The organism is Bacillus hominis, assembly GCF_030348325.1.
GTDB classification, from domain to species: Bacteria; Bacillota; Bacilli; order Bacillales; family Bacillaceae_G; genus Bacillus_A; species Bacillus_A hominis.
Window position 1 is genome coordinate 3,969,031 of record NZ_JAUCFS010000005.1, and the last position, 22,049, is coordinate 3,991,079.

Annotated in this window: 20 protein-coding genes and 1 pseudogene; 4 read left to right on the top strand and 17 right to left on the bottom strand. The window is 37.4% G+C overall.

Features of this window, described 5'->3' with window-relative positions; translation table 11 throughout:
* Window positions 1–26: 26 nt before the first annotated feature.
* The 5 genes from QUF93_RS23175 to QUF93_RS23195 all read right to left on the bottom strand — a co-directional run bounded on the left by QUF93_RS23175 (window position 27) and on the right by QUF93_RS23195 (window position 6,907).
* Window positions 27–539 (bottom strand): adenine phosphoribosyltransferase, encoded by a 513-nt coding sequence (locus tag QUF93_RS23175; RefSeq protein ID WP_000346222.1) that lies wholly within the window; start codon window positions 537–539, stop codon window positions 27–29.
* Between the two features lie 47 nt (window positions 540–586).
* Window positions 587–2,926 carry a single-stranded-DNA-specific exonuclease RecJ gene (gene recJ / locus QUF93_RS23180; protein WP_002122712.1) on the bottom strand — a complete coding sequence of 780 codons (2,340 nt, stop codon included), beginning with the start codon at window positions 2,924–2,926 and terminating at the stop codon, window positions 587–589.
* Between the two features lie 101 nt (window positions 2,927–3,027).
* Window positions 3,028–3,921, bottom strand: coding sequence for a cation diffusion facilitator family transporter (locus QUF93_RS23185; RefSeq protein ID WP_289360322.1), 894 nt, complete (start codon window positions 3,919–3,921; stop codon window positions 3,028–3,030).
* A gap of 155 nt (window positions 3,922–4,076) precedes the next feature.
* The gene (gene secDF / locus QUF93_RS23190) at window positions 4,077–6,341 is read right to left on the bottom strand and encodes a protein translocase subunit SecDF (protein WP_289360323.1); all 2,265 of its coding nucleotides are present in this window, start codon (window positions 6,339–6,341) and stop codon (window positions 4,077–4,079) included.
* 281 nt (window positions 6,342–6,622) lie between these two features.
* On the bottom strand, window positions 6,623–6,907 hold the full coding sequence (locus QUF93_RS23195; protein ID WP_002173586.1) for a post-transcriptional regulator: 285 nt from the start codon (window positions 6,905–6,907) through the stop codon (window positions 6,623–6,625).
* Between the two features lie 186 nt (window positions 6,908–7,093).
* Between QUF93_RS23195 and spoVB the strand changes: the two genes are divergently transcribed.
* The gene (spoVB, locus tag QUF93_RS23200; protein WP_289360324.1) at window positions 7,094–8,653 is read left to right on the top strand and encodes a stage V sporulation protein B; all 1,560 of its coding nucleotides are present in this window, start codon (window positions 7,094–7,096) and stop codon (window positions 8,651–8,653) included.
* A gap of 29 nt (window positions 8,654–8,682) precedes the next feature.
* On the opposite strand, the gene QUF93_RS23205 is transcribed toward spoVB, so the two are convergent.
* Entirely contained in the window at window positions 8,683–9,330 is a 648-nt protein-coding gene (locus tag QUF93_RS23205; RefSeq protein ID WP_289360325.1) for a DUF421 domain-containing protein, read from the bottom strand.
* 103 nt (window positions 9,331–9,433) lie between these two features.
* Here QUF93_RS23205 and QUF93_RS23210 point away from each other — a divergent pair, with 103 nt between their 5' ends.
* Window positions 9,434–9,817, top strand: coding sequence for a TIGR04086 family membrane protein (locus QUF93_RS23210; RefSeq protein ID WP_289360326.1), 384 nt, complete (start codon window positions 9,434–9,436; stop codon window positions 9,815–9,817).
* Between the two features lie 37 nt (window positions 9,818–9,854).
* Here QUF93_RS23210 and yajC read toward each other — a convergent pair whose 3' ends face one another.
* The 6 genes from yajC to ruvA are packed head-to-tail and all read right to left on the bottom strand — an operon-like array spanning window position 9,855 to window position 14,188.
* The gene (gene yajC, locus QUF93_RS23215; RefSeq protein WP_002112007.1) at window positions 9,855–10,115 is read right to left on the bottom strand and encodes a preprotein translocase subunit YajC; all 261 of its coding nucleotides are present in this window, start codon (window positions 10,113–10,115) and stop codon (window positions 9,855–9,857) included.
* A gap of 27 nt (window positions 10,116–10,142) precedes the next feature.
* A complete protein-coding gene (gene tgt / locus QUF93_RS23220) occupies window positions 10,143–11,282 on the bottom strand; it encodes a tRNA guanosine(34) transglycosylase Tgt (protein ID WP_000125359.1) in 1,140 nt (379 codons plus the stop codon).
* Window positions 11,283–11,294: 12 nt separating this feature from the next.
* Window positions 11,295–12,347 (bottom strand): tRNA preQ1(34) S-adenosylmethionine ribosyltransferase-isomerase QueA, encoded by a 1,053-nt coding sequence (queA, locus tag QUF93_RS23225; RefSeq protein WP_289360327.1) that lies wholly within the window; start codon window positions 12,345–12,347, stop codon window positions 11,295–11,297.
* A 19-nt stretch (window positions 12,348–12,366) separates the two neighbouring features.
* Window positions 12,367–12,567: a DUF2905 domain-containing protein gene (locus QUF93_RS23230; RefSeq protein ID WP_000138161.1), complete on the bottom strand. Its 201-nt coding sequence runs from the start codon at window positions 12,565–12,567 to the stop codon at window positions 12,367–12,369.
* A complete protein-coding gene (gene ruvB / locus QUF93_RS23235) occupies window positions 12,564–13,565 on the bottom strand; it encodes a Holliday junction branch migration DNA helicase RuvB (protein ID WP_088060094.1) in 1,002 nt (333 codons plus the stop codon). The genes QUF93_RS23230 and ruvB overlap by 4 nt, the downstream gene beginning before the upstream one ends.
* A gap of 5 nt (window positions 13,566–13,570) precedes the next feature.
* Window positions 13,571–14,188, bottom strand: coding sequence for a Holliday junction DNA helicase RuvA (ruvA, locus tag QUF93_RS23240; protein ID WP_002122732.1), 618 nt, complete (start codon window positions 14,186–14,188; stop codon window positions 13,571–13,573).
* 189 nt (window positions 14,189–14,377) lie between these two features.
* On the opposite strand from ruvA, the gene QUF93_RS23245 reads away from it, so the two are divergent.
* Complete coding sequence (locus QUF93_RS23245) at window positions 14,378–15,322, top strand: iron-hydroxamate ABC transporter substrate-binding protein (RefSeq protein WP_289361009.1); 945 nt, start codon at window positions 14,378–14,380, stop codon at window positions 15,320–15,322.
* Between the two features lie 12 nt (window positions 15,323–15,334).
* On the opposite strand, the gene QUF93_RS23250 is transcribed toward QUF93_RS23245, so the two are convergent.
* On the bottom strand, window positions 15,335–15,865 hold the full coding sequence (locus QUF93_RS23250; protein WP_289360328.1) for a BofC C-terminal domain-containing protein: 531 nt from the start codon (window positions 15,863–15,865) through the stop codon (window positions 15,335–15,337).
* 434 nt (window positions 15,866–16,299) lie between these two features.
* Between QUF93_RS23250 and QUF93_RS23255 the strand changes: the two genes are divergently transcribed.
* On the top strand, window positions 16,300–16,734 hold the full coding sequence (locus QUF93_RS23255) for a branched-chain amino acid ABC transporter substrate-binding protein (RefSeq protein ID WP_289360329.1): 435 nt from the start codon (window positions 16,300–16,302) through the stop codon (window positions 16,732–16,734).
* A 33-nt stretch (window positions 16,735–16,767) separates the two neighbouring features.
* Here QUF93_RS23255 and QUF93_RS23260 read toward each other — a convergent pair whose 3' ends face one another.
* The 4 genes and pseudogenes from QUF93_RS23260 to nadC all read right to left on the bottom strand — a co-directional run bounded on the left by QUF93_RS23260 (window position 16,768) and on the right by nadC (window position 22,041).
* Window positions 16,768–17,415 carry a YhcN/YlaJ family sporulation lipoprotein gene (locus QUF93_RS23260; protein ID WP_289360330.1) on the bottom strand — a complete coding sequence of 216 codons (648 nt, stop codon included), beginning with the start codon at window positions 17,413–17,415 and terminating at the stop codon, window positions 16,768–16,770.
* A 2,152-nt stretch (window positions 17,416–19,567) separates the two neighbouring features.
* Window positions 19,568–19,730, bottom strand: a pseudogene (gene safA, locus QUF93_RS29075) (SafA/ExsA family spore coat assembly protein); the annotation flags it as partial.
* Between the two features lie 340 nt (window positions 19,731–20,070).
* A complete protein-coding gene (gene nadA / locus QUF93_RS23270; RefSeq protein WP_289360332.1) occupies window positions 20,071–21,177 on the bottom strand; it encodes a quinolinate synthase NadA in 1,107 nt (368 codons plus the stop codon).
* Between the two features lie 30 nt (window positions 21,178–21,207).
* A complete protein-coding gene (gene nadC, locus QUF93_RS23275; protein WP_289360333.1) occupies window positions 21,208–22,041 on the bottom strand; it encodes a carboxylating nicotinate-nucleotide diphosphorylase in 834 nt (277 codons plus the stop codon).
* Window positions 22,042–22,049 lie beyond the last annotated feature (8 nt).

Sequence of the window (22,049 nt, forward strand, 5' to 3'; positions counted from 1 at the left end):
TATCACCGTAGTTTTTTATATAGTGATTAGTATTTTTCTAATACTAATACATCGTAACCATCTAACATTTTACGACCATCTAAGTAAGTAAGCTCTACTAAGAATGCAATTCCTGCTACAACTCCGCCAAGCTCTTCAACTAGCTTAATTGTCGCTTCGATTGTTCCACCTGTAGCTAATAGGTCATCTGTAATTAATACACGTTGCCCTGGCTTAATTGCATCTTTATGGATTGTTAAAACATCTGTTCCATATTCTTTACCGTAGTCAACTGTAATTACTTCACGTGGTAATTTTCCTAATTTACGAACTGGTGCAAACCCTACTTCTAATGCATAAGAAACAGGACAACCGATAATAAAGCCACGTGCTTCTGGCCCTACTACAACGTCGATATCTCTTTTTTTTGCATACTCAACGATTGCATCTGTTGCTGCTTTGTATGCTTTACCGTCGTTCATTAAAGGTGTAATGTCTTTAAACACAATACCTTCTTTCGGATAATCCGGTACAATTGCGATATGTTGCTTGAAATCCATATTTCTGAATCCTCCTCAGATCTAAAAGGTTTGTAAATACAAAACCTTTACCCTAACTGTTCTACTTCTTTATGACTACGAATCGTTTCAAACCATGTATATAGTTGCTGATATGTGCTATAAACCAATTCTTTTTCTAATTGTAAGTGGTTCATTTTTTCACGATATGTGTTCGATTCAATTAAATCACGCTTTTGTTTTTTGTCTGCCATAAAAATGACACCGTCTTTTATTGTAACAAATTCTAACTCAAAAAACACCTGTGTCATGAAATTTACTGTATCTTTTGACCATCCTTTATGACGACATAGTTGTTCCCCATATTGCCTTAACGAAAATGGCGCTTTTTGGCTCAAGAAAGAATAGTACCATTTAAAGTGTTCCCTCGTTGGAACTGTACTAAATAAGTGATTATTTTCTTGGTAAAATAGCGTATAAATTCGAGCAGGGAATCCTACTTTAAATAAATTACCTAATTCATCTGTTCCTTTCGGCAAATCAAGTAGCACAATGTATTGATCATCCAAATGAGCTACCTCTGATGCATGTACGAGCTGTTCTTTATAGTCTTCTAAAGAAAACTTATTCAATACCTCTTCAGAAAAATACACCATGGTTATTTTTTCTTTCGGAAGTTCTGCTAAATTTGCTTCTACATTACGCATACTACGCCAGTCAAATAGTTGCCATGCCTCTACAGCAATATCTTGTACCATTAATTGCGGCTTTTTAAAGTTATTCCATTCATTAATGGACGCTTCTCCTACTACAGAAACCTTCGCAACTGGAGAGATTTCTTTCGCATAAGCACCAAATCCAAATCCAATTGTATCAAGTGTTGCTTGTCCGTTACGAAGGGCCATTTTCAAATGCGATCCATCTGACCCGATTGCACGAATACTTTCTAATTCCGCATCCCTAACTGCGATGCGCGGTTTTGGATTTCCAACACCAAATGGTGCTAACTTTTGCATTTCTTCGATTGAAGCAAGCGTTACATCTTCTACTTTACAAACCGCATCTACAGCTGTAATCGGAATAAAATCTTCCGGCGTTAAAATTACATTTGCCTGTTCATTTAAACGGCGGCGTAGCTCGTCCACATCATTCATATGAAGTGTCATTCCTGCCGCCATTGGATGTCCACCAAAATGAGGAAGTAATTCACGGCAGTCTGATAAATTTGCAAATAAATCAAAGCCTGCAATACTACGCGCAGACCCTTTTGCTGTTTGCTTATCAGGGTCGATACTTAGCACAATTGTTGGACGGTAATAACGCTCTACCAACTTAGAAGCGACAATTCCAATTACCCCTGGATTCCAACCTTCTTTTGCAAGGACTAATACTTTATTTTCTTCCGGCGGGAATTTATTTTCGACTTCAGCGATAGCTTCTTCAGTAATTTGCTTTACAATATCTTTTCGAAGTTTGTTCAGCTCATCAATTTCTTCAGCTAGCTCTTTCGCTTCCTCTGGATCTTCTGATAATAAAAGGTGTACAGCAGGAGCTGCATCTTCCAAACGACCAACTGCATTAATACGAGGTGCGAGTGAGAATCCAATGCTTTCTTCAGTAATCTCACTTTGCGAAACGTTAGCAACTTTAAATAACGCCTTTAAACCGATATTTCGAGTCATTCGCATATGCTTCAGTCCACGCTGTACTAACAATCTATTTTCACCGTGAAGCGATACTAAATCGGCTACCGTACCGATTACTGCAATTTCCAATAAATGCTCTGGCACACGACCTAAAAGTGCATGCGCAACTTTAAATGCAACACCAACACCCGCTAAATAATGAAACGGATAAACACCGCCTTCTAATTTCGGATGAATAATCGCAAGTGCCTCTGGTAATTCTGGTGGTGGCTCATGATGATCTGTAATAATAAGATCTATTCCAAGTTCCTTCGCTACCTTCGCTTCATGTACCGCTGCGATACCAGTATCGACAGTAATAATTAGCGAGAACCCTGCACTATGCGCCCAACGAAACGCTTCTTCATTTGGTCCATAGCCTTCAGTAAAACGATTTGGAATATAAAACTCTACTTCTGCACCTAATTCTTGGAGAGCGAGATATAACACAGTCGTACTACTTACTCCGTCCGCATCATAATCGCCAAATATTAATATTTGTTCTCCATTTTCAATGGCTTTTTTCACACGTTCTACAGTCCGATCCATCCCTTCAAGTAAAAATGGATCATGAAATTCTTGATCTGCTGTATTTAAAAAGTCTACAATCTTATCTTCTGTATTTAAGCCTCTGCCGAGAAATAATGAAGTCACAAGAGGCGATAGTTGCAATTTATTTGCTAATTCACTCACTAGTTCCTCATTATATTCTTTTTCTTTCCAACGCGTCTTCGGTTGTAACACGAAATCACCCCTTAACCTATCCATTATACAAGACAGATTAAGGGGTGACAATATAATGCAAACTACGATTCGATATCTATATAATTAAATATCCGTTATGTTTAATTTGGAGAATACGGATTAATATGTACAAAAACATTTTGTACGTTATCTTGTTTCATAAGTGTTTCTTTTACATGTTTTCCGATGCGGTGGCCTTCTTCTACAGTGATATATGGATCTACAGAAACCTTAATATCAACAATTACATAGTGACCATGTTCTCTTGCATATAAAGAACCTATTTTTTTTACACCATTTACTTGAAGGACTGCTTCTCTAAATGGAATAACATCTTCCTCATGAAGAACGTGATCAAGCGTTGCATGAATCGCATCCGCTCCAATGCTCCACGCCATCTTTGCAACAAGAAGTGAAACAAATAACCCTGCAATCGGATCGGCATATACAAGCCAATCTAACCCTAGCTTACCACCGATAATAGCTGCACAAATACCGATTAAAGCTGCAATTGAAGAAAATACATCCGAACGGTGCTCATATGCATTTGCAATAATTGCATCACTATTTATCCTCTTCCCTAATCGGAATTTATATTGAAACATTCCTTCTTTCACGACAATAGAAAAAATAACAGCAAAAATCGTAATTCCTTTCGGTGGTTCTAGTTCTTGCGAAAAAGCTTTTATAGACGAAATCGCGATTTCCAATCCAACAATAAATAATAATACCGCAACAATAATTGCTGAAATCGATTCCGCTTTACCATGACCATACGGATGATCCTCATCAGGCGGCTGCTTTGCTGCTCGCAATCCAAAAAGTACAGCTAGTGAACCAATTACATCTGATCCAGAATGCACCGCATCCGCTAATAGCGCTTTACTGTTCCCAATATAACCAATTACCGCTTTTATAATCGCTAATATAATATTACCAACGATCCCGACGATAGCACCAAACTCGGCCTGTTTAAAACGTTCATCTTTTTCCATAATTAAAATCCCTTCTTTTCTTAACCTCTCTTTTTTATTGTAACAAAAATGACGATAACACCACCACTTTCTTCCATTTTATTCTTTCAAAAGTCGCTATCTTATTGTATCCACAAACGAAAAAAGAGATGCCTCATAATGAGGCATCACCCTTTTTATACTTGCGGTTCAGATACTTCTTTCTCAACCTTCTTCTTGTTTTTACCCTTTTTCAAACGACGGTTTTCAAGCATTAACCAAATTTGAGAAGCAACAAAAATAGAAGAGTACGTACCTACAACTAATCCAATTAATAATGCAAGTGAGAAGTTACGCAGTGATTCACTACCGAAAATAAGTAGTGCAATTACTGGGAACAACACTGTTAAAACTGTATTAATTGAACGACCGATTGTTTGACGAATACTTGAGTTTACGATTTCTTCTAAGTCTTTTATATCGCGAACTCGTTTTTTCTGTTTGTATAACTCACGGTTTCTATCAAACGTAACGATTGAATCATTGATAGAGTAACCAATAATTGTTAATACCGCAGCGATAAACGTTAAGTCTACCTCTATCTGGAAAAGACTAAACATAACAATCATAACGAATGCATCATGTAATAATGCGATTACTGCAGATACTGCGTACGTAAGACGGAAACGAATACTTACGTATAAAATAATTACTACAGAAGCAATTAATACTGCGATAAATGCATTTCGCGCAATTTCTTTCCCAATTGTCGGTGAAACTGTACTTACGTTTGGATCTGTACCATATTTATCGTGGAAGAATGTTTTTGTTTTCGCAATTTCATCTTTTGATAGAACACCCAATGTACGAACTGCGAAACCTTTATTGTCATCTCCAGTCGGTACAATATTTTCTTCCTTCACATCAATGTTCAATTCTTTAAAATCTTTATGAACATCAGACACAGTCACTGCTTGTTTTGATTGCAAGTCGATACGTGTACCACTTGCAAAGTCAATACCAAGATTCATTTTGAAAATCGGTAATATAATTGCCCCAGCAATTACGACTACAATTGAGAATAAGAAGAATTTATGACCGATATTTACGAAATTAATACGATCAAATCTCGTCGGTGGATGTACTACACCTTTTGTTAATGGAATAATATCCTTTTCCTTAACACCAAAGTAAGATAGTTTCTTATCAAAGTAACGGCTCTTTACAAGTAATCCAAGTAGGAAACGAGTACCGAATACGTTCGTAACGAAACCAACTAAAATACTTACGATCAAACTTGTTGCGAAACCTTTTACAGAACTATTACCGTAAGCGAATAAAACACCTGCTGCTGCAATTGTCGTAACGTTCGCATCTAAAATTGTCGCTAACGAGCGATGGTTACCAGCACGAAATGCCGACATCAGCGACTTACCAATTTTCAGCTCTTCCTTCAACCTCTCGTATGTAATGATATTCGCATCAACTGCGATACCAACCCCGAGCACTAATGCCGCAATACCTGGTAACGTAAGAACTGCATGCATCCAGTTAAAGACAAGCAGTGTAACGAAAATGTATAACCCTAACATTATAACCGCTACTAGTCCTGGTAGACGGTAGAATACAAGCATAAATAAGAAGATAATAGCAATACCGATCGCACTAGCGAAAATCGTTTGCTCTAATGCTTGTTGGCCAAATTTTGCTCCAACAGATGTTGAATACATTTCTTTTAAATCAACAGGAAGTGCACCTGCATTTAATAAAGATGAAAGTTCTTTCGCACTTTCCACTGTAAAGTTTCCACCTACGATAGATACTTCAGCCTGGTTAAATACTTGGTTTACTGTTGCTGCTGATAAAAACTTCGGATTCGGTTTTGCAGATTCTGCTTTATATGAATCTTTTCCTTCTTCAAAATCAAGCCAAATTACCATTAAATTCGTTGGTGGTGGCATTTTTGAAATCTTTTCAGTTACTTCACGGAATTTATCAGCACTTTTTAGTGTAAGACCTACGCTCGCACGGCCTTGCTCATCAAATGTTTGCTTCGCTCCGCCGCCTTTTAAATCCGTTCCGTCCATAAGAAGATTGTCATTCACATCACGGAATGTTAGTTTCGCTTGTGTTGATAACATTTCACGTGCCTTTTGCTGATCTTGTACACCAGCAAGCTGTACACGAATTCGATCTTCCCCTTCGATTTGAATGTTCGGCTCACTTACACCAAGAACATTGACACGATTTTCAAGGGCACCTACTGTACTTACAAGTGCATCACGATCGATTTTATCACCTTTTTTGGCTGGTTTTACTTCATACAGAACTTCAAAACCACCGCGAAGGTCTAGTCCTAGACTAATTCCTTTTGCTATGTCTTTTCCTGCCGCACCAATTACTCCACCAATTAATAAAACGATGAGGAAAAAGGCGGCAATTCTTGTACCACGCTTTGCCATATGTACCCTCTTTCTGCTACTAACACTTTCAATAAATCTCTTACGATTCACTTTTGCACGTGTGCATACGCCTAGTTAGTAGACTTACTTTCTATAAAATACATGTATTTTTGCTAGTTCATCACTAGCTGTGTCGGTAAGCTTTTCACAATACCTACACTTTCATTATTTATTTTTTCTCTTCACTACCTCCTTTATATATAATCTTAGACATAATTAATTCCTCTTTATCAATACCTATCATTATACTGCAAAAGGAAGAACAAACCAATTGCAGTCGGTTATTTATTTTCATATTCATCAAACGACCAAAGTGGCGCTTGATATGCTTCGACAGTTAAATAATTCATATATTCATTAGTACTTACTCTTAATACATCATTTACTAATTCATATAACCTAACATCACTGTCTATCTTTTTCCACTTTTTCACCTTGAGAAACTTCCAGATATCATTATCTGTCACTCGGTCATAACCAAACATTTGAAACTCTTCTACTTTACTTTCTAAAACGACTTGTAACTGTCCGCGGTATGATTCTACCAAAGCCTCTTTATCCAACATATATAACATCTCCTTCTTATTTCAGCACGAAAAGTCGCTTTTAATCCCGCTCTAATGGACAGCAATAACCACTTTCAAGAGTACCACCAATACTTCACTCTCTTAAATGCTTGTCATTCTTGTCTCATACGTGCATATAAATTATTGTAAATCATTCCACTGATTTTGAGAAGGTAGGAGAAGACCATGACGAGACAAAGCTTTTTAAAAGGTGCATTTATTTTAATGATAGCTGGCTTTATTACAAAAATCCTTGGATTTATTAACCGCATTGTAATGGCACGTATTTTAGGAGAAGAAGGCGTCGGCCTTTATATGATGGCTGTTCCCACCTTCATTTTAGCAATTACATTAACACAAATCGGCCTTCCTGTTGCGATTGCAAAATTTGTAGCAGAAGCAGAAGCGGTGAACGATAAACAAAGAGTAAAAAAAATATTAACTGTCTCGCTAGCCGTTACATCCATTATTAGTATCATTTTAACAATTGGAATTATGCTACTCACACCTATTTTAGCAAAAACATTATTAACAGATGAAAGAACTTACTATCCTTTAATGGCTATTTTACCTGTCGTCCCTGTTATTGCAGTTTCTTCTGTTTTACGTGGTTATTTCCAAGGGAAACAAAATATGAAACCAAGCGCTTATGCCCAAGTTCTAGAGCAAGTGGTCCGCATTACAATTATCGCTGTATGCATTCGTTTATTTTTACCTTATGGAGTAGAATATGCTGCAGCCGGTGCCATGCTATCCGCTGTTCTTGGCGAAGTTGCATCTTTATTATTTTTACTTACTTTATTCCAACGCGAAAAACATTTATCTATACGCTCTGGATTTTTCACTACTGTAAAGGAGAGCAAAAATACATTTCATTCCCTTATGGACATTGCTTTACCAACTACAGGAAGCCGTTTAATTGGTTCCGTTTCTTATTTCTTTGAACCTATCGTCGTTATGCAAAGCTTAGCGGTCGCCGGCGTTGCTGCTTCTGTCGCAACTCAGCAATACGGTATATTAAACGGATATGCGTTCCCGCTTCTATCACTGCCAGCCTTTATTACATATGCTCTTTCTACAGCACTCGTCCCATCAATTAGCGAGGCAATGGCAAAGAGACAACACAAATTAGTGGAACACCGATTACAACAAGCACTTCGAATTTCCTTAATAACCGGCGGATGGTCAGTCGTTATATTATATGTATTTGCTTCTCCAGTTTTAACTCTCATGTACGGATCAGACAACGCGACGGCGTTCATCCAGCTTCTTGCACCTTGCTTTTTATTTCATTATTTCCAAAGTCCCCTTACATCTGTGTTGCAAGCTTTAAACTTAGCACGCGCTGCTATGATGAACACCTTTATTGGCGCTATCGTAAAATTAATCGTTATTTTTGCACTCGCTTCACGCCCAGAGTTCCAAATGATGGGGGTTGCCCTCGCCATCGCAGCAAATATAGTAACCGTAACATTCCTTCACTACGCCACTGTTTTAAAGAAAATTGCATTTACCATTTACGCAAAAGACTATATTTTCGGTGGAATTACTATCGGGATTGCTGGTACCTTCGGTTTTTATCTTCATAAGCATATCGTTTTTTCTCATTCACTTGGCGTACAAACATTGTGGGAAATCACCTTAACAACAATCGTTTATATCGTTCTCCTCTTCGTTTTCAAACTCATTCGAAAAGAAGAATTAAGTCGTCTCCCTATCATTCGGAAACTTTCATTTCTGAAGTAAACTGGCTTGCCATTCAAAATGGTAAGCCTCTAATTTTCTTTCAAATCAACAAAAAATTGTCCATTTTGAAAACTACAATATAAAATCTGTTTCACATCTTTATAACCTAAGTTATTCAGTTTCTCAACGAGCCATTCATCTGTATGTTCGATCATTTGTAAATGACTAGATTGAATTTCTCCATCAATAATAAGAGGAAGAGTAAACTGCAATGTATCTTGTTTATTTTTTTGTTTTTGAAAGACAGATAACTTTCCAGATGGTTCTAAAATAGCGTATTCTACATCACGTACATCTCCGATTCCTTGCTCACGTAGTTGCATCAATAAATCATCTATGTTATATCGCTGCTTCCGCATCTTTTTTTCATCAATTTTACCTGCATTCACAAGAATAGCAGGCTCCCCTTCTATTAAATGCCGAAAACGCTGAAACTTTAAAGAAATGACCGACAAAACAATTTGTATACACATAAGAAAAGTCATTGGAACTAATTGATGCCAAAGTGATTTATCTGTATTTTCAATTGCCACTACAGCCATTTCACCGAGCATAATGAATACAACCAAATCTAATACGCTCAATTCTCCAATTTCACGTTTACCCATAAGACGAAAAATAATTAAAATGATTGTATACAAAAGCATTGTTCGTCCGATTATTGATACCCATTCCATTTCTACATCCCCTTTTTTTACTTATAGGGTCTCCTACAAAAAAGAAACTAGTCTAACTTAAACAAAATGAAAATATGCTTGTATTAAAAAGGGGGAATGCATAATGGATGGAACGAAAAAATTATCGAGCGCAATCGGCTTCGGTATTATTACCCTATTAATCCTCGCATCTATTACAAGTATGATCATGGCTCTTTTATTAAAATTCACGAATATTAATGAAGGGACATTAGTAATTACTATTTTTATACTAGCCCTTCTATCTATGCTTATGTCTGGATTTATTGCTGGTAAAAAAGCACAAGGAAAAGGGTGGTTAGTAGGTTTCACTACAGGACTCACATTCACTCTTCTCGTCTTTCTCGTTAACTATTTAGGCTTCTCTCAAACTTTATCGAACTCACAGGTACTCTACCAATTAGCATTAATGGGTGCGAGTACACTCGGAGGCATTTTCGGTGTAAATATGTCAAAACAAAATAAGTAAAAAAAGGCCCTGCACATTTCATGCAGGGCCTTCATCATTAGTTTTTCACAACTTCACGAATCGCATTGCGATCGAAAGTTAAGTGTGAACCACCAGATTTAACAACAATTTTCGTTTCATCCACTGATTCGATTGTACCGTGTAAACCACCGATTGTTACGATAGCATCACCTTTTTTGATTTCATTTTGCATTTGAGCAACTGCTTTTTGACGCTTTTGTTGCGGGCGAATTAATAAGAAATAGAAAATCGCAAACATCGCAACAATCATAACGATATTCATCATACCTGCATTCATCTTGTGTTCCTCCTTTTAAATTATGTATTAGAAGTTTTTAGCATTCGGTTTATTAAAGCCATACTGTTCAAAGAACTCTTCGCGGAAATCGCCAAGACGGTCTTCACGAATAGCTTGTCTCACCTGCTCCATTAAGTTTAACAGAAAATGAAGGTTGTGATAAGACGTTAAACGAATTCCGAACGTTTCATCACATTTCATTAAGTGACGAATGTACGCACGAGAATAGTTTTTACATGTGTAGCAATCACAGTTCGGATCAAGCGGACCGAAGTCTCTAGCGAATTTCGCGTTTTTCACAACTAGACGGCCTTCACTTGTCATACATGTACCATTTCGAGCGATACGAGTTGGAAGCACGCAGTCAAACATATCAACACCGCGAATCGCACCATCAATTAACGAGTCAGGAGAACCTACTCCCATTAAGTAACGTGGCTTATTATCTGGAAGAAGTGGTGTTGTAAATTCAAGTACACGGTTCATAATATCTTTCGGCTCCCCAACAGATAAACCACCTATAGCGTAACCAGGGAAATCCATTGAAACAAGATCTTTCGCACTTTGACGACGAAGCTCTTCAAACTCTCCGCCCTGTACAATACCGAATAAACCTTGATCTTGTGGACGTTCATGCGCCTTTAGACAACGCTCTGCCCAGCGGCTTGTACGCTCTACAGACTTCTTCATGTATTCAAAAGTAGCAGGGAACGGTGGACACTCATCAAATGCCATCATAATATCTGAACCTAATGCATTTTGGATTTCCATCGCTTTTTCTGGTGATAAGAATAATTTATCTCCATTTAAGTGGTTACGGAAATGAACACCTTCCTCTTCAATACGGCGGAAGTCACTTAAACTGAATACTTGGAAACCACCAGAATCCGTTAAAATTGCACGATCCCAGTTCATAAATTTATGCAAACCGCCTGCTTCACGAATAATTTCGTGACCTGGACGTAGCCATAAATGATACGTATTACTTAAAATAATACCAGAATCCATTGCTTTTAATTCTTCTGGTGACATCGTTTTAACTGTTGCAAGTGTACCAACTGGCATAAATGTCGGTGTATCAAATGAACCGTGCGGCGTGTGCACACGTCCTAAACGGGCACCCGTTTGTTTACATGTCTTAATAAATTCATAACGAATTGCTGTCATAATTTACTCCTTTTATTTGTTTCTCGTTTTAGCGTGAGATGCAACGAACATTGCGTCACCGAAGCTAAAGAAACGATATTTTTCTTTTACTGCTTCATTATAAGCATGAAGTACATTATCTCTATTTGAAAATGCACTTACAAGCATAATTAATGTTGATTTCGGCAAATGGAAGTTTGTAATTAAACCATCAATTGCTTTAAATTCATATCCTGGGTACATAAAAATATCTGTCCAGCCAGAAGCTGCGCAAAGCTTACCACTATGGTCTGTCGCAATCGTTTCTAACGTACGAGTTGATGTCGTACCTACAGTAATAATACGTCCGCCATTCTCTTTCACACGGTTTAATAACGCAGCAGTCTCTTCAGACATATGGTAATATTCTGCGTGCATATGGTGCTCTTCAATTGTATCTGCAGAAACTGGTCTAAATGTTCCAAGCCCTACATGGAGTGTAATGAATGCTAACCCGACGCCTTTTTGCTTCAATTTCTCGAGTAACTCTTCTGTAAAGTGAAGTCCAGCCGTCGGTGCTGCTGCTGAACCGATTTCTTTCGCATATACTGTTTGATAGCGATCGCGATCTTCCAGTGTCTCTTTAATATATGGAGGAAGTGGCATTTCCCCAAGTTCATCTAAAATTTCATAGAAGATGCCGTCATATGAAAATTCAAGCTGACGTCCACCTTGATCTGCAGTTCCTGTGCAAATTGCTTTTAATTTCCCTTCGCCAAAAGAAATTACAGTTCCTTCTTTTACACGTTTCGCTGGCTTAACAAGCGTTTCCCACTTATCGCCATCCTCTTGTTTCAAAAGAAGCACTTCAATGTGCGCACCTGTATCTTCTTTCACACCGTGCAAGCGAGCAGGCATAACTTTCGTTTCATTTAAAACTAAGCAATCCCCCTCATGTAAGTAAGAAAGAATGTCCGTAAAATGTTTATGCTCAATATCGCCTGTTTCACGGTCTAACACCATTAATCTTGATGTTTCACGCTCCTCTAGCGGGACTTGTGCAATAAGTTCTTCTGGTAAATGAAAATCAAACAGATTAATATCCATAACTGTATCCACCTATTTCTTATTTGAATCGATTTATTATATACATAATAAAAGATAATGCAATACTTAACACAATACATGTAATGATAGGAAAATAAAAGGTAACGTTACCTTTTTTCACAAAAATATCTCCTGGAAGCCTTCCTATGAACTTCCAAGCTAATCCAACAACAATGAGCAAAATACCAGCTGTAATAAGCAGCTTTGGCATCTCCGTCATACTTTTGGCATCTCCATTCCGAAATGCTCATATGCGAGCGGTGTTACAATCCGGCCTCTTGGCGTTCTTTGTAAAAAGCCAATTTGTAATAAATACGGCTCATACACATCTTCAATCGTATGCGATTCTTCCCCAATCGTTGCTGAAACAGTTTCTAATCCAACTGGACCACCGCGGAACTTTTCAATAATACCAAGCAGTAATTTATGATCGATATGATCAAGTCCTAATTTATCTACTTGCAATAGTTCTAACGCCATTTGTGTAATTTCCATCGCAATCGTTCCGTCACTGCGAACTTGTGCGAAGTCACGTACACGTCGTAATAGACGATTCGCAATACGAGGTGTACCACGGGCACGTCTTGCAATTTCTAATGCAGCTAACGAATCTATTTCAACTTCAAACACTTCTGCTGTACGTTCTACAATCGCAGAAAGCTGATCTACTGTATAGTACTCTAATCGTGAAAGTACACCAAAACGGTCACGAAGTGGTGCTGATAATGCACCTGCACGCGTCGTTGCCCCAACTAGCGTAAATGGAGGTAAGTCTAGACGTACAGAGCGAGCTGACGGTCCTTTCCCAATAACGATATCAAGGCAAAAGTCTTCCATCGCTGGGTATAACACTTCTTCAATAGATCTATGCAAACGATGAATTTCATCAATAAATAATACATCCCCAGGCTGAAGTGCTGTTAATACAGCCGCTAAATCTCCTGGTCTTTCAATTGCGGGACCTGACGTTGTTCGAATGTTAACACCCATTTCATTGGCAATAATATTCGCAAGCGTCGTTTTACCAAGTCCAGGTGGTCCATATAAAAGCACGTGATCTAACGTTTCTTCACGCATTTTCGCCGCTTCAATAAACACTTCTAAATTATGTTTCGCTTTATCTTGGCCAATATACTGACGGAGCGTCTGTGGCCGTAATGAATACTCTAAATCCGAATCTTCATATGCAGATTCCCCTGAAAGGAGACGTTCGTCCATTATACTCACCTCTTACCATTTAGTAAAAGACTAAGTGCCTTTTTGATATACTGATCCGTTGTAAGTGATTCTTTTAATAATTCTGGTACAACGCGAGAAACTTCTCTCTCCGCGTAACCAAGTGCTCTTAGTGCTTCAAGCGCCTCATCAAGCTCAGTTGATGAGCCTTTCTTCTGATCAAAGCTTTCAACATCTGAGAACAGATCAACAAATGCATCTGGCACGACATCTGCTAGTTTTCCTTTTAAATCTAAAATCATTTGGCGCGCTGTTTTCTTTCCGACGCCCGGGAATTTCACTAAAAACTTCTCATCTTCATGTTCAATCGCTTGAACGACCTGTCCTGTTTGACCAGAAGCTAAAATTGCAAGAGCGCCTTTTGGCCCAATGCCAGACACACCTAACAACTTTGTAAATAATAAACGCTCTTCACGTGTTTTAAACCCGTAAAGTGCCATAATATCTTCTCTCACATAATGATATGTATAGACACGGATTTCTTGCTTACTTCTTTGAAATACATACGGATTCGGTGTGAAAATTTGATAACCAATTCCATTATGGTCAATTACGACATATTCCGGTCCTACATACTCCACGTAACCTGTAACATATTCAAACAAAATACGATCTCTCCCTCTTAAATCATGTATTCCATTTTAACATATTTAACAATAGAAAAGCGAGACTACCCCAACAAATGTTCCCTGTTTACAATTTCCGTTTTTTTCTATTGACATAAAGACAAAAAGAACATTACTATACAGGAGTCAATAATGATTATCAATATTAATTAAAGGGGTTACATCATGATGAAACAAAGGCTATTTATTTTATTTACTATTATGCTAGTTGTTCTTTCTATTGTTGGCTGTTCTTCTCAAAAAGAAGAATCAAAAGCAAAAGAACAACCGAAAACAAAAGTTGTAAAACACGCTAAAGGGGAAGCAACAATTCCAGTAAATCCAAAGAGAATTGTTGACTTATCTGGATCAACAGAAGAGTTATTACTTCTTGGTCATAAACCTGTTGGTACAGCAAACACATATAAAGATAAAATCCAAAATCATTTAACAGAAAAGCTAGACGGAGTAAAAGCAGTAGGTTGGTACTGGGCACCTAAAGTTGATTTAGAAGCTGTTACTGCTCTAAAACCAGACTTAATTATTTTAAATAACCGTCAATTAAAAATTTATGATCAATTAGAAAAGGTTGCACCGACAGTTGTTCTAGAAACAAACTTAGAAGACTGGCGCGGTAAGTTTAAAGAAGTAGGTAAGCTATTTGACGAAGAGAAGAAAGCTGACAAATGGATTGCAGACTACGATAAAAAGGCTGACTCTTTATCTAAGAAAATTAAAGAAAAAACTAAAGATGAGAACTTTATGTTCGTTGCAGTAACACCACAAAACTTCCGTGTATACGGTAGCTTCGGATATGGTGACATACTCTTTAACGATTTAAAACTTCCAGCAACAAAAGGTACAGATTTAAAACAAACGATGGCACAAGTATCACTAGAAGGCCTTGTTGCATTCCAGCCTGACCAAATGTTCGTTGTAAACTTCGGCGGAGAAGCTGATAAAGTATACGAAGACTATAAAAACAGCGCCGTTTGGAAAGATAATAAAGCAGTAAAAAATAATCACGTATATGAAGTATCGAACGAAGCCTTCAATACGAAAGCATTCAACCCAATCGGAAAAGATATGCTAATTGATGAAATCGCAAAAGAAATTTTAGCTAAAAATAAATAAGAAAAAAGCAGCTCACCCTGAGCTGCTTTTTTTCTTATTTTGCACTGCATACTGCTTCATTTTTTCGATTGTCTTTACAAAACCTTCTTTTGATTTTATGCGAATACCACGTTTCAATTCCGCACGCTCATAACTTTCAAGCTTTTTCATATCAATTTGAAAGAAGGAATGGATCGCGTTATCACTTTTCGGTACCCCTTTGAAAATTTGCAATATCCCTTCCTCTGAAACACCAAAATAACCGCTCGTTTTCAGTAAAGGAGAAATATCATCAACTTTCTTTTGTAATACGATTTGCACATCATCACGATCAACAAGTTGCCATTCTTTATATTGCTGTAAAAACTTTTCTAAATCCGCTACTTTTTCTGTAAATATTTCTTCACTTACTTCTCCATCAACATACATACGCTCTAATAAAATTGTAACTTGAGGTTCTTTCTCTGTTACTTCTGGTACTGGCCCTTCTGCCCTCACATTCGTTTCACAAACTAAACAAAACATCATCACGAAAGCTTGTACTGCAATCAGTATCCATTTCATTTCCGTTCACCTCTTTTAGGCAAGATCAAACTTTCATTTGTAGTTTTTCCGGAAATGGGGGTTTTATCCATATAAACAATAGCATTAAATTTCTAAGAAAAATAAAAAATGCAGATAAGGGTTAATCCTCATCTGCATATATCATTTACTTTTATATAAAATGAAAGACGCCTGCAAAGCAGGCGTCTTGATGCGTTTACGGCGAGAGACCAGGCGACCACATTCGCGTGTTTAGCACTTAAGCATATCTCTCGTCTTACGTAAATTAGCTCATCGCTTTGCTAATATAACATTAATAAGATAGAAGCGCAACATGTTTCTAAATATATTTTTCTTCCTCTTTCACCCAATTGAAATTTATGTAAATTATAAATTGATTAATGTAACATATATGCTACGATTAATTTTATAAATATAAACAGGGGATGAATGCTTTGAAAAAAATTAAAGATGAGCGCCTCATACTTCAAATGTTAAAAAACATACGTGTTGCCTTTATATTTCAATCGATTGGTATAATTGGAATTCTAGGTTATATCGGACTCACTGAAGGAATTAATCAAATTACAAAATCTCCATTATGGTTATTGTTTATGTTTACTGGTATTTTAATTAACTATTTACAACTAAGTGTTTCAATCGATGTAGAAGTAAGCGAAAAAGAAATGAAGCTGATACCTTATTATAAAATCGTTTTACGCTCCCTTATTTTAGGGATAATTATGGCTCTTATTTATTTTATTTTCAGTCCAGAAAGACCTCTATTTGAAGCTATCCTTACAGGTAGTATTCTCTTCGTATGTTTTTTAACTTCTTATTCTGTTAGTTATCTCATTAAAAAACGTCGTTTACAAGACGAAGATGAATAAAGAGGAAGGGCTATCCCCTTCCTCTTTGATTTGTTATCGTACTGTACCAGTCAGACCGTAACGAATATCTCGGAACATATTTGTTATGTCACGATTAAAATCGTTTGTAACTGTACCGTTACGTAGACGTGTACTCATTGCATCAACACGAGTAAACATGTCATTTCTTACAGAAACATATACGTTTCTATTTCCAACTTCATCCGCAACAGCTTGACGAATTTCGTTCGCCATCGTTGTTTCATTCGTCGCTGGATTACGTGGTTTTACCGCAATCGCTACATCGTTTCCATATACAACTGTAGAAACTCGATCTACGTTATTCATACGTTTTACACGATTCGTAATTTTCTCCGCAGTTTTACCATCATTGTTAATGTATGAATTGTTCATTGTAATATTACGAGTTGGGTGCGGATTAGCAATTTGCCCATTGTAATTTACATCACGGTAATAATTATTATATCCTGTATCGTTACGACCGTTTCTATATGTTACATAATCTGTAGAACGATCGTTACGCGTTACATTATCACGATATGGCTGTGTATCATTATAAGATGTACGCTCGTAATTATAGTTACGTCCATCCATCGCATTATTATCTTTTGGTGTACCACATGCAGCTAATGCACTGGTAACTAACAAAGAAGCAGCAATAATTTTCACTTTCGTATTCAATACAAAAACCCCCCTTGTTAGAATGAACTTCTCTTTCGAAAAGCTCCCCCTTATGATGAGTAACCGAGAGGGTTTTTACACTGTTAATATTTCACTAGGAATTTTCTAGCACTTAATGTAAATTCACCATATTCCTGACTATCACGAATACAAAAAAGGTGGGAATAACCCCACCTTTTTTAAACTTCCTCTTCGTCCTCTTCTTCTGAAACTGGTTCTCCAAATACATTTGGTGGGTCCGGTTGATAATACATCGTTCCTGGCTGCGGTGCATATGCTGGCTGAGTCGGTTGATAATACAAAGGATTGGCGTATTGTGGTCCACCCGGTTGCGGACTATATAACCTACTCTCTCCTCCGCATCCACAATCTTCTTCCCCTTGCACGAGTGGTGGTATATTATTATCCATTGGCATCATATTTGGATTTGGCATAGAAGTATATTGCGGCGGCATTTGATTGTATGGATTTTGTTGCTGATAATGCGGATATGGCGGCATCATTGGCTGTTGATACGGCATTTGATATGGCATCATATTTGGCGGTTGATTGTTATCCATTATCGGCATCATATTTGGCATTTGGTTGTTATCCATTATCGGCATCATATTTGGCATTTGGTTGTTATCCATTATCGGCATCATATTTGGCATTTGATTGTTATCCATTATTGGCATCATGTTTGGCATTTGGTTGTTATCCATTATCGGCATCATATTTGGCATTTGATTGTTATCCATTATTGGCATCATGTTTGGCATTTGGTTGTTATCCATTATTGGCATCATGTTTGGCATTTGGTTGTTATCCATTATCGGCATCATATTTGGCATTTGGTTGTTATCCATTATCGGCATCATATTTGGCATTTGGTTGTTATCCATTATCGGCATCATATTTGGCATTTGGTTGTTATCCATTATTGGCATCATGTTTGGCATTTGGTTGTTATCCATTATCGGCATCATATTTGGCATTTGGTTATTATCCATTATTGGCATTATATTTGGCATTTGGTTGTTATCCATTATCGGCATTATATTTGGTGGTTGATTGTTATCCATTATTGGCATTATATTTGGCATTTGGTTGTTATCCATTATCGGCATTATATTTGGTGGTTGATTGTTATCCATTATTGGCATTATATTTGGTGGTTGATTGTTATCCATTATTGGCATTATGTTTGGCACTTGAATATTAGGCGGTATTACTTGCGGGATAATAACACTTTCTTTTGATACGTTTGGTGAGACTATGTTCCCTACATTCTCTTTCTTCACTTGCGGTAACACTATATTCCCTACATTCTCTTTCTTCACTTGCGGTGACACTATATTCCCTACATTCTCTTTCTTCACTTGCGGTGACACTATATTCCCTACATTCTCTTTCTTCACTTGCGGCGACACTATATTCCCTACATTCTCTTTCTTCACTTGCGGCGACACTATATTCCCTACATTTTCTTTTTTCACTTGCGGTGACACTATATTCCCTACATTTTCTTTCTTCACCTGCGGTGACACTATATTCCCTACATTTTCTTTCTTCACCTGCGGTGACACTATATTCCCTACATTTTCTTTCTTCACCTGCGGTGAGACATTTCCTATATTTTCTTTTTTCGTTTGCGGAGAAATGACGTTGTTAGGTTTCATTTTATTAATTTGAGGAGCAATTAACTCGCTTCCCTTTTTTATTACATCTGAAATTTTATATTCTTTTTTCGGTTTAATCGGCGGTTGTGGCGGCTGTGGTAATACATTAATGGAAAACTTAGTATTTTCTTTCGTAGTCGGTTTTGGTTTTTCTACTTTCTCTACAACAGGTGGCTTTTGAGTGACTGACGGTTTTTCAACTGGTTTCTCTTTTTGTACTTCTTTTTGTGGCTGTGGCTGCACCTGTACTTCTTTTTGTGGTTTCACTTGCATTTCTTTTTGCGGCTTCACCTGCATTTCTTTTTGCGGTTTTACCTGCATTTCTTTTTGCGTTTGTTGCATAGCTGGTTGCTGTGTAATAGGTGCTGATTGATACGTAATTTCATCTTCATCTTCTATTCCAAGTGGAGTTGGTGTTGATGCAAACTCTTTTTGTTGCACCTCTTTTACATATTGTTTTGGAGGCGTAGAACCTGCTCCAGCCTGTTGTTTCACATGAACGCCGTTTGATGGTACTTTAATTTTCATTCCTGGCATAATAAGGTCTGGATTACTAAGCTGTGTATTTGTTTTTTTTAGCGTCTCAAAATCCACTCCGTACTTTTTGGCAATTTTCCAAAGGGTATCCCCTTTTTGCACGATATGAATTTTCAAATTTTCCCCCTCCTGTATAACTTATCTATAAGTAAAAACACTTCGAAGTAACACTTTCTAAAAGAATTTAATTTCATTTTACTTTTATCACTTCATACAATATGGTTTGAAGTGGAATAAGCATAAAGTGAAACTTTAATCAGCCCTCACCAATCGGGCGTTTACGGGCAGTTGATCTCCCACCTAACTTCTTTGCTCCAGCCGAATTTTGAGGCCGGAGTTTCACTGCCCACAAATAGCGGGATAAAAAAATCACAATGATTTCCTCAACACAATGTATGCCTATTTCATTCTTGTTATGATTATATGTACGAAAAAAAGCAACGGAAATCCCGCTGCTTTAAACGCGCTCTAACATACGATTTAATGCAAGAACTGCCTCTTCTGTTACTTGTTTCTCCACACGAATAACGTTAATTTGTTCTCCTCTTTCTATGTTCTCAAGTGCCCATAACAGGTGAGGTAAATCAATTCGGTTCATTGTTAAACAAGGACACATAAACGGATTTAGTGAAATAATTTCTTTATCAGGATGTTGCTGAATAATTCGGTTCACTAAATTCATCTCTGTACCAATCGCCCACTTACTTCCCGCTGGAGCAGCTTCAATCATATCAATGATATATTTCGTTGATCCTGCATAATCGGAAGCAGCAACAACTTCATAACAACATTCAGGGTGAACAATAATATTCATATCCGGATGATTTTTTCGCACATTTTCAATATTTTTCACAGTGAAATTTTGATGAACAGAACAATGGCCTTTCCATAAAATCACTTGAATTTCTTCTATATCTCCATCGTACTCTAATGAATCTGTATGCGGGTTCCACACTGCCATTTTTTCTAACGGAATACCTAAATCATACGCTGTATTTCTTCCTAAATGTTGGTCTGGTAAAAAGACGAGACGCTCTTTTTGTGTAAACGCCCAAGACACCATTTGTTTTGCATTAGAAGAGGTTACTGTTGCTCCTCCGTTACGACCACAAAACGCTTTGATCGCAGCTGTAGAGTTTACATACGTTAACGGAATCATCGTATCTCCAAATAACTTCGTGAGCTCTTTCCATGCTCTTTCTGTTTGTTCAATATCTGCCATATCTGCCATTGAACAACCTGCGCGCATATCTGGTAAGATGACAACTTGTTCATCTGTCGTTAACATATCTGCCGTTTCTGCCATAAAGTGCACACCACAAAACACAATATATTTCGCTTCTTTGTTACTCGCTGCAACTTGTGCAAGCTGAAGCGAGTCCCCTGCTGAATCTGAAAATTGTACAACTTCATCTTTTTGATAATGATGTCCTGGAATAAATAGTAATGCCCCCATTTTTTCTTTAATTTCACGGACACGCTCTTCCATCTCTAATGTAGACATCGTTTGATAGCGCTTTGGTAACATCACTTCGATTGGCTGAACTTTCTCTAAAATACCCATTTATGATTCTCCCCCTCTAAACCACTCTCATTAGGCCTCAATATTAAAACTAATATCAAGTGCTTTCACTGAATGTGTTAACGCTCCAAGTGAAATATAATCTACCCCTGTTTTTCCATATTTTGATAATTCTTCAATTGTAATACCACCTGAAGCCTCCGTAACGATGGCACTTGGTACAATTTTTGAAAACTCACGAACCTCTTCTGGCGTACGATTATCGAACATAATAACATCTGCGCCGGCCTCTATCGCTTCTCTCACTTGCGCCTCTGTCTCTGTTTCGACTTCTACTTTCACCATATGTCCCAATCTTTCTTTCACCGATGTAACAGCTTTTGTAATCGAGCCAGCAAAAGCAATATGATTGTCTTTAATCATGACACCATCATATAAACCGAATCTGTGGTTAAATCCGCCCCCGCATACTACCGCATATTTATCAAACATACGTAGTCCCGGCATCGTTTTTCTCGTATCACAAATGCGTGTATGACTGCTATCTAAAGCAAAAACCGCCTTACGTGTCATCGTCGCTATCCCGCTCATACGCTGGATAACGTTTAATATAACGCGCTCTGCCGTTAATAATGATGCGATTGGGCCTTGCACGGTTGCAATTTTTTCGCCTTTTTCTACAAGATCCCCATCTTTTTTATGAAGTTCAACTTCAATTCTCTGATCAATTAATTTAAATCCTTCTTCAATTACTAAGCGCCCTGCAAAGACCCCTGTATCCTTTACAAGAAAAGTTCCTTTCGCAAGTGCATTATCGGGAAAGATAAGCTGTGATGTTACATCCCTTTCTCCTATATCTTCTAGAAAAAATCGATTTAATGCTTCCTTAACTTTTAACGTATTCATAAAACCCC

Coding starts and splice junctions, on each gene's coding strand:
- QUF93_RS23245 (WP_289361009.1), top strand. CDS start 14,378: ATGAAACAAAGGCTATTTATTTTATTTACTATTATGCTAGTTGTTCTT.
- QUF93_RS23195 (WP_002173586.1), bottom strand. CDS start 6,907: ATGTTGGATAAAGAGGCTTTGGTAGAATCATACCGCGGACAGTTACAA.
- tgt (WP_000125359.1), bottom strand. CDS start 11,282: ATGACAGCAATTCGTTATGAATTTATTAAGACATGTAAACAAACGGGT.
- QUF93_RS23250 (WP_289360328.1), bottom strand. CDS start 15,865: ATGAAATGGATACTGATTGCAGTACAAGCTTTCGTGATGATGTTTTGT.
- nadC (WP_289360333.1), bottom strand. CDS start 22,041: ATGAATACGTTAAAAGTTAAGGAAGCATTAAATCGATTTTTTCTAGAA.
- yajC (WP_002112007.1), bottom strand. CDS start 10,115: ATGAATGCAGGTATGATGAATATCGTTATGATTGTTGCGATGTTTGCG.
- secDF (WP_289360323.1), bottom strand. CDS start 6,341: ATGGCAAAGCGTGGTACAAGAATTGCCGCCTTTTTCCTCATCGTTTTA.
- QUF93_RS23210 (WP_289360326.1), top strand. CDS start 9,434: ATGGATGGAACGAAAAAATTATCGAGCGCAATCGGCTTCGGTATTATT.
- QUF93_RS23175 (WP_000346222.1), bottom strand. CDS start 539: ATGGATTTCAAGCAACATATCGCAATTGTACCGGATTATCCGAAAGAA.
- spoVB (WP_289360324.1), top strand. CDS start 7,094: ATGACGAGACAAAGCTTTTTAAAAGGTGCATTTATTTTAATGATAGCT.
- ruvB (WP_088060094.1), bottom strand. CDS start 13,565: ATGGACGAACGTCTCCTTTCAGGGGAATCTGCATATGAAGATTCGGAT.
- QUF93_RS23205 (WP_289360325.1), bottom strand. CDS start 9,330: ATGGAATGGGTATCAATAATCGGACGAACAATGCTTTTGTATACAATC.
- QUF93_RS23185 (WP_289360322.1), bottom strand. CDS start 3,921: ATGGAAAAAGATGAACGTTTTAAACAGGCCGAGTTTGGTGCTATCGTC.
- queA (WP_289360327.1), bottom strand. CDS start 12,347: ATGGATATTAATCTGTTTGATTTTCATTTACCAGAAGAACTTATTGCA.
- nadA (WP_289360332.1), bottom strand. CDS start 21,177: ATGGGTATTTTAGAGAAAGTTCAGCCAATCGAAGTGATGTTACCAAAG.
- QUF93_RS23230 (WP_000138161.1), bottom strand. CDS start 12,567: ATGACGGAGATGCCAAAGCTGCTTATTACAGCTGGTATTTTGCTCATT.